This is a genomic window from Microcoleus sp. POL10_C6 (assembly GCF_036701585.1).
GTDB lineage: Bacteria > Cyanobacteriota > Cyanobacteriia > Cyanobacteriales > Microcoleaceae > Microcoleus.
The window spans coordinates 1-6,026 of the sequence record NZ_JAUBRB010000112.1 but is presented as its reverse complement, the minus strand read 5'-3'; the positions used below and the strand labels follow the sequence as shown (position 1 = coordinate 6,026).

Here is a 6,026-nt window from a genome sequence, read left to right as displayed (position 1 = left end):
CACTTTACCCTCGCTCTCGCGAGCGCATAACCCAGGCTACGTCAAGTGCCATCGATATATTCAGCAAGCCCTAGTTAGCTCCTCGTAGGAAGACCGCAGTGCCGTGTCCCTACACTTCACAAACCTGGAATACGCTGTATGTCTCTCCTGAAGATTATTTAGCAGCCGAGAAAGTCAGTCCGATCAAACACGAGTACAGGCAAGGTGAAATCTATGCAATGGCAGGGGCAAGCAAAGCTCATGTCATCATTTCCGGAAATGTGTTTGCACTGTTGAGAAATCATCTTCGGGGAAGTGGCTGCATACCTTACATCGCAGATATGAAAGTTCGGAAAGAGACATCTAATTTTTTTTACTATCCCGATGTAACGGTGAGTTGTGATGAACGAGACAAAAATGCTGCGGAAGATTTCATTCGCTACCCGCGCTTAATTGTGGAAGTTTTATCCCCGACAACAGCGGCTTGTGACAGAGGCGATAAATTTGCTGATTACCGCACTTCTGAAAGTTTGCAAGAGTATGTGTTAATCAATCAAGAAAGAGTTAGTGTAGAGTGTTTTCGCCGGAATGCAGAGGGTTTGTGGGTGCTTTATCCTTACACTCAAGGACAAGAAGTTCAGTTTGCTAGCGTTAATTTTAGCTGGGCGATCGAGACATTGTATGAAGATGCGATCGAGATTGGTTGATTTTAATTACTCCTGAATCACTGATATTGATATGATTGAACCGCGAAGACGCAAAGGACGCGTTCGGCGAAGCCGTTCCCGAAGGGTAGGAAGAGAAAAGAAGAACAAGCTGGTAATTGCTATTTTTTCTTGCTAGCTTTCCAAGTGCCGCCGTAGAAGTAAAAAGGATTGTTTTGACTTACCGATTCCCAACATTTAAGACATAAAAAAAACCACTGCCCCGACTCGTCATACCGGGTGCGGTAGAGAGTCGGGGCAGATTGGGAACAACGATCGCAATATTTGATTCTGATTGCCCTGGCCATTGTTACTCTGTTTTAAACAATAACGGACTCTTGAGGGCGGGCAAATATCATGCGACCAGCGCTAGTTTGCAGGGCGCTGGTGACTACGACTCTGGCTTCGCCACCGACATAGCTGCTGCCTGCTTCTACGACAACCATTGTGCCGTCATCCAAGTAACCGATTCCCTGAGAGGGTTCTTTGCCTTCTTTGCGGATTTTTAGTTCGATCGTATCTCCCGGCAAATAAGTCGGGCGCACCGCATGAGTCAAATCATTGATATTCAAAACCGGCAGTTTTTGGACGGTAGCTACTTTCGATAAGTTGTAATCGTTGGTAAGTAAAATGCCGTCGATATCCAAGGCGAAGCGGACTAATTTGGCATCGACTGTGGCAATATCTTCGTAGTCAGCCGAGTGAATTTGAATCCGTTCTGGATATGTTTCTTTGATGCGGTTGAGTACATCTAAGCCGCGGCGTCCGCGCACTCGCTTTTGATCGTTGGCTGAATCAGCTACCAGTTGCAGTTCTTGGAGCACGAATTGCGGCACGATAATTTGACCTTCGAGGAAACCTGTTTCTAGCAAGTTTTCAATTCTGCCGTCAATAATGCAGCTAGTATCGACAACTTTGGCAGTTGCTGGCTTGAAAGTACCTTCGGTTAGCAACACCGTGTCAAAGCTTTTGGGGTTGATCAGTCGCAAGAAAGCGCGGCCGTGGGTGTCGGTCAAACTGACGCCTGTGAAGCCGAACATGACGCTACCCAAGACTGCGACTAAAGGTTTGATGAAGCCGAACTCGCGGGGAATTGGCAGCAGGAATAGCGGAGCCAGCATTAAGTTTGCTACTAGCAGTCCGATGATTAAGCCGATCGCCCGCGTCAGCAGCATCTCCACCGGCATATCGCGGACTTGTTTTTCCAAGCGCCGATAGGTTGTTTGAGCAACTAATCCCATCACGAAGCCGATTAATGCTCCAAAGGAACCTAGTACAGAACTTAAACCTTGTATATTTGTAACTTGCTCCAGCAGCTCGCTCGGCAGGAGTTCGACTCCGTAATAGCCGATGCCTCCGCCTGCGATTATGAATGAGATTATTATGATTGCGTCTAGCATTAGTTCTAGGTTAATGAATTTATTCACATTATATCTTTGCAGTGCTGATACTTGTTTTCATGCTTTGGTGGGATATCGCCCTATTTACTCAGGGATGTTCATAAACTTATATTTCGCGGTTGTACCCTTTGGGGGATGTGCCAGGGAGGCGCTCGGCATTTACCACGCCGGGCCCAAAGCAGGGACGAGGTGCGAATAGACCGTCCTGCGGGCTGTTCGAGAATTTTGGTCGATTAAAACTGGTACGAGGTTAAATTAAAAGAGCCGTAGCTTGCGGGGCGGGACGGCATCGTTCGCAACGCTTTTTTTGGAATAAAATGTCATAATATACATAATTATTCATGATTGTTTAATTAAAACTTTAGATTTGAAGTGGCGCTTTTGGCTTGAAATGTAATGAACCCTCCCACAGATTATTTAACATTTGAATTAAAAAAAAGTGTGCAAGCGACAAATTCCGGGATTCCTAGTTCGGCTTACCTGCACATACCTTTTTGTCGCCGCCGCTGTTATTACTGCGATTTTCCGGTTTTTGTGGTGGGCGATCGCAAAAATGGCGAGAATTCCGGCACCATAGTCCAATACGTTGCTGTACTGTGTCAAGAAATTCAAGAAACTAAAAATTTAGGCGCATCTCTGAAAACAGTTTTTTTTGGTGGTGGCACACCTTCGCTGCTTTCTGTCAGTCAGTTGAGCAATATTTTAGAGACTCTCGACGGCAAATTTGGGATTGCTGCTGAGGCGGAAATTTCTATAGAAATAGATCCCGGTACGTTTACTTTAGAACAGTTGCGGGGATATGCAGCGGCGGGAGTAAATCGAGTGAGTTTGGGAGTGCAAGCTTTTCAAGATGAATTGCTGCAAGCTTGCGGGCGATCGCACTCTGTCGCTGATATTTTTGAAGCAGTAGAAATAGTGCGATCGGCTGGTATTGTCAATTTTAGTTTAGACCTGATTTCAGGACTGCCACACCAAACTTTAGAAAACTGGGAAGCTTCCCTGAAAGCGGCGGTGGAAATTTCCCCGACTCACCTGTCGAGTTACGACTTAATTGTTGAACAGGGAACTGCTTTCGGGCGCTACTTTGAAGCAGGCGCGCAGCCGCTGCCTGCAGATGAAACCGCTGCTCAAATGTACCGTTTAGCAAGGGAAATTCTGACAGGGGCTGGCTACGAACATTACGAAATTTCTAATTACGCTCGATCTGGCTATCAGTGCCGCCACAACCGCGTTTATTGGGAAAATCGCCCTTATTACGGTTTGGGAATGGGGGCGGCGAGTTACGTGGAAGGCCGGAGGTTGACAAGGCCGCGCAAAACTCAAGAATATTATCAGTGGGTGCGATCGATCTCTGGCCTCAATTCCCCTGCTACTTCTCAAATTGGGGGGGGAACCCAGCCAGATATTTACTCAGCAATTGAGCAAAATTTTCAAGTCTCAGAAAATGACGTTTTGTTAGAAACGCTGATGCTAGGTTTGCGTTTAGCAGAAGGAGTTAGCCTGTCGGCGCTGACTGAAAAGTTTACTCAGCAAACGGTTGATAAAATTTGGCGTTGTTTGCAGCCCTACTGGCGGCAAGGATGGGTAGAAATTATCACTGCGGATGGGGCGATCTCACATTTAGGTGAGGGCGTGAAACTGCCACTGTCGGGCAATTTGAGGTTGAGCGATCCCGAAGGTTTTTTATTTTCTAATACAATTTTAGCCGATTTGTTCAGCAACTTAGGCGAAGATAATTAGCTCTGTCTGAGGAAGTATACCCCCTGACAAGCGCGATCGGCTCTAAAGCCGGGGCCGCCAATTCGATCGAAAGGAAATTTAATCGCTCCCTAGCTTGATCCTCTCAAAAATAATATATTTTCTCTCGATCCCTACACAAAACTTAAAGGCGAACTAAGCCTTGGGATAGACGCCACGACGGCACTCCAGCCGTCATACTTAAGACTGAACATTTAAAAGTAATTTAATGAACACTTTAACTATCGAGCGCAACCAAACCCAAAACCAGCCCTGCCTTGTAATTAGCGATCGCGGGTGCAATGCTGCTTCCAAGTGTAATTTTTGCGGTCACTACCAACAGGCAAGAGGTTCAGTTGGTCACTGTCAATTGTTGAACGCACCTGTTAGGGGAGGATGGAAATCTTGCACTTTAGCACTGCCGGCTTTTGCACCTTCTTGGGAATAGGTGGAAGGCGCTGATGTTTCCCTGGCGCAATTTATTAATTAACCCAAAAAATCTAAAAAAAACGTATAAAAAATTGTGTTTTAACTGGTAATATGCTATATTAAGTCTAGGTCCGTCGCCGATCGTTCGCACAATTGCACAAACAAGTTAAAAAAATGAATTTGACACTAAATCAGGTAATTTCCGAAGGTCATACGCGCATTTTGTGTTGGTATCTTAATAATACTAGCAAAGTGCAAATCGCTCGTATTACAAATATTCCTAATTGGTATTTTGAGCGGACGGTTTTTCCGGGAGAGCGTTTTTTGTTTGAAGCGTTGCCGGAAGCTCAATTAGAAGTTTGCAGGAGTGCGGAGACGGGTGGTATAGTGTGCGAGCGAATTTTGTGCGATCGGCTGCGAGTTGAAGAATTAAGCACGGCTGATTGAAGATAATTCCTTAGACTTATCAACGAGAGGTAGAAACCCGGTTTTTTTCAGAAACCGGGTTTCTCTGTATGATTATAAAAGCTCGGTTCGCGATCGCACTTTTTACCCTCGGACCGACCAAAACAAAATATACGGATATGCTCGGTTACGTCCTCGAACTTTGGCAAAGATTCGCCTCTCCAAAAACCCTTGATTCGATGCTTGACTTTTTTGACGTGCTGGTTTTATATCCCTGTCCTTCCCTAGAGACGCGCAACTTCTGTTTGCTCTTTCTGAACTACTGTGGCGCTTTTCCAGACGCATTGATGAAGCTAAATGGCGAATATTTCGCTCTATAGTTAAAGACTTAAAGCTAGAAGAATCTCTTGCTGATTTACTTGGCTAAGCAGTCACTTCGATTGAGCAAAACCTTGCAGATGAAAGCAAGATTTTCCAGAAGATCACAGGAAAATCCGTTCTCATCTACACCTTAACGGAATCTGCAGCGTTGAGGGTAAAAGCTATTTTAGAGGCAGCTTGCCAACAAATTACACCAACAAATGATAGTTGAGCTCAGCCACAATCGAGGTGGCAACGACAGACTCAGCCAGTGGGTGAGAAATTCCGACCTAGTGCTAATGGCGACAGCAAGTGACAAACACCCCGCCACTGGTTTTATTGAGGCAAATCGTCCGCAGCATCTCTCCCCTATTCTGTTCGTCAATAGTAAAGGGAATGCGAGTATTTTGCAGGAAATCAGAAAGTATTTACAAAGTTGAGGTATCTAGAGGCATGAATAGGTTGTTTTCAATTCAACCGGGCTAAATTTGCCCCGATGGCGGTAGCTGGGGTAATTACCAAACCGATTCAACCCATCACTCTGACGGAAAAAGTGGCAGAGATTTTAGGATGGGTTGATTGACTTTAATCATTATTGTTAAAGTTTGTAACCAAAACTGTGAATTTCAAGAATCTTTACCAATTCTTTACCGTTGCTATCTAGCCTTCAAATATGCAGGTAAGGGCAAAAAAACATTGTATCTGGTGGGGGTGGGTTTAGCTAAAAATCTATAATACAAGCCAGTTATAAGCCAATACGCTTGGTTTAACACTGTTTGTTACTCGGAGATCCGCCTCGCATCTCCCTCCCAGGGCGGGAGAGAACACTCTTCGCTCTTTTTAAGGGGCGATCGGGCCGATCTGAATTGTATTGATTTAAATTAAACACGGTTTTAACGCAGTTTAGGGATTTGTATTGCTGATGCTTCGTTCAGAATAGACCTCTTGCAAAAAAGATATATGTTATAATCAGAAGTTTTAAATTTAGCCCCCTAGAGCTAACTCATAATTG

The 6,026-nt window shown here is 45.0% G+C and carries 7 protein-coding genes; 6 read left to right on the top strand and 1 reads right to left on the bottom strand.

Annotated elements, in window-relative coordinates; all coding sequences use genetic code 11:
• The first annotated feature begins 98 nt into the window (after positions 1 to 98).
• A complete protein-coding gene (locus tag QUA34_RS29620) occupies positions 99 to 686 on the top strand; it encodes a Uma2 family endonuclease (protein WP_333391030.1) in 588 nt (195 codons plus the stop codon).
• Positions 687 to 1,003: 317 nt separating this feature from the next.
• Here the strand turns inward: QUA34_RS29620 and QUA34_RS29615 are convergent, their stop codons facing one another.
• The gene (locus tag QUA34_RS29615) at positions 1,004 to 2,083 is read right to left on the bottom strand and encodes a PIN/TRAM domain-containing protein (protein WP_333080144.1); all 1,080 of its coding nucleotides are present in this window, start codon (positions 2,081 to 2,083) and stop codon (positions 1,004 to 1,006) included.
• A gap of 396 nt (positions 2,084 to 2,479) precedes the next feature.
• Between QUA34_RS29615 and hemW the strand changes: the two genes are divergently transcribed.
• From hemW to QUA34_RS29590, 5 genes are all read left to right on the top strand, one after another.
• Positions 2,480 to 3,823 (top strand): radical SAM family heme chaperone HemW, encoded by a 1,344-nt coding sequence (gene hemW / locus QUA34_RS29610; RefSeq protein ID WP_333325338.1) that lies wholly within the window; start codon positions 2,480 to 2,482, stop codon positions 3,821 to 3,823.
• A 226-nt stretch (positions 3,824 to 4,049) separates the two neighbouring features.
• Entirely contained in the window at positions 4,050 to 4,268 is a 219-nt protein-coding gene (locus tag QUA34_RS29605; RefSeq protein WP_333325341.1) for a hypothetical protein, read from the top strand.
• Between the two features lie 155 nt (positions 4,269 to 4,423).
• Positions 4,424 to 4,696, top strand: a complete 273-nt coding sequence (locus QUA34_RS29600; protein WP_333325343.1) for a DUF1830 domain-containing protein — start codon at positions 4,424 to 4,426, stop codon at positions 4,694 to 4,696.
• 68 nt (positions 4,697 to 4,764) lie between these two features.
• The gene (locus QUA34_RS29595; RefSeq protein WP_333391027.1) at positions 4,765 to 5,034 is read left to right on the top strand and encodes a hypothetical protein; all 270 of its coding nucleotides are present in this window, start codon (positions 4,765 to 4,767) and stop codon (positions 5,032 to 5,034) included.
• Positions 5,035 to 5,235: 201 nt separating this feature from the next.
• Complete coding sequence (locus QUA34_RS29590) at positions 5,236 to 5,454, top strand: hypothetical protein (protein WP_333325349.1); 219 nt, start codon at positions 5,236 to 5,238, stop codon at positions 5,452 to 5,454.
• Positions 5,455 to 6,026: the final 572 nt, after the last annotated feature.